Below are 1,274 nucleotides of genomic sequence, written 5' to 3'. Positions count from 1 at the left end.
AGCACATTGCCCGACGCATTCAGTACCTGCTGATAAATAGCGTTCACATCATTACTGGTACCCTGGTAGATGACGTTCTCATGTGGAGCCGTAGCATTGTTATCCTCCAAAGCATTCCCCGCCCACATGGCCATGCCCTGGGCTACCACCACCTGAGCCTGATTCACAGCACTAGCCGTATAAGTGAATACCGGTGTTGTCTCTGCCCTGAAATCAACCACCGTCGTCGTGGTACTTAGAGGCAGAGCCGTCTGACTCATCACCCCCAAATGATTCCGGTGACGCACCGCTACATAGTAGCTCCCCGGTAACACCTGACTGAACTCTACCACCGATACCCCATCCACATCTACGATGTCCCCGTCCCGCTGCAGCAACGCCGACCGGCTGTCGACCACCTGCGAGGGAGTAGACGCGTTCCGCAACTCCACATACACCCAGTCTACGATCGCATTCGCTCCTGTCGTGCTCAGCACCCCACTGGCGATGCCGCCCGTCGCCGTTAGCGGACTCCAGCTCCCATAGGGACTGCTGGTCGGCAGCAGGTTCTTCGCCCGCAGATCATCCCGCATCAGCACCTCCGGGGAGTACACCCCAAACAGCGCCCCCTGCAGGTACACCTTCGGCAGCAGCGCAATACGCCCGCTCACGGTGATGCTCACCGTCGTACTTGAACACTGCGTGGGGTCCACCACATCACAAATCTGGTACACCAGGTAATCCACCCCTGAGAAGCCGGCCGCTGCCGTGTAGCTGATCGAGCCGGCATGAATCCCCTGGCTCACCACCACCGCCGTGCCGTTGCCGGGCCCCTGGATAATCACCGGCAGCGTTACATTGCTCAGCGTGGCTGGTTGCTGGCTCTTGTCTGTATCGTTATTCAGCACCGGCACCAGCACCGCCGGCTGCTGGAAGCTGGCACTGGCCACATCCGGGTTAGCTATGGGCGGAGCCGAGCCCACCGTCAGCGACACCACGGCCGTAGCACACAACTCAGCCTGCACCAGTGAGCAGATGGTATAGGTGTAGCTATCGGGTCCGGCATAGCCGGGGGCTGGGGTGTACTGGATAGTACCATCATTCTGCACCACTGCGGTACCATGGCTGGGAGGGGTGCTCACCGTTAGGGTGACAGTAGCTGGTGTGGCGTTGGTGCCATTAACTTGGTCATTAGCCAACACGGGTGTAAAGACAGGTTGCCCAAAGGCGGTGGTGCTGTTGTCAGGCTGGGCTGAGATGGCCCCTACCACCGTCAGCGACACCGTGGTGGTGGC

1 protein-coding gene is annotated in these 1,274 nt (G+C 59.7%); it reads right to left on the bottom strand.

The genetic code is table 11. The features are described 5' to 3' along the window. Positions 1–1,274, bottom strand: a 1,274-nt coding sequence (locus ABD931_RS29080) for an Ig-like domain-containing protein (protein WP_345271642.1), incomplete at both ends; no start/stop codon positions are given.

Origin of the sequence: Nibrella viscosa, from assembly GCF_039541875.1 — a bacterium.
Classification (GTDB): Bacteria; Bacteroidota; Bacteroidia; order Cytophagales; family Spirosomataceae; genus Nibrella; species Nibrella viscosa.
This window is presented reverse-complemented; position numbering and strand designations above follow the sequence as displayed.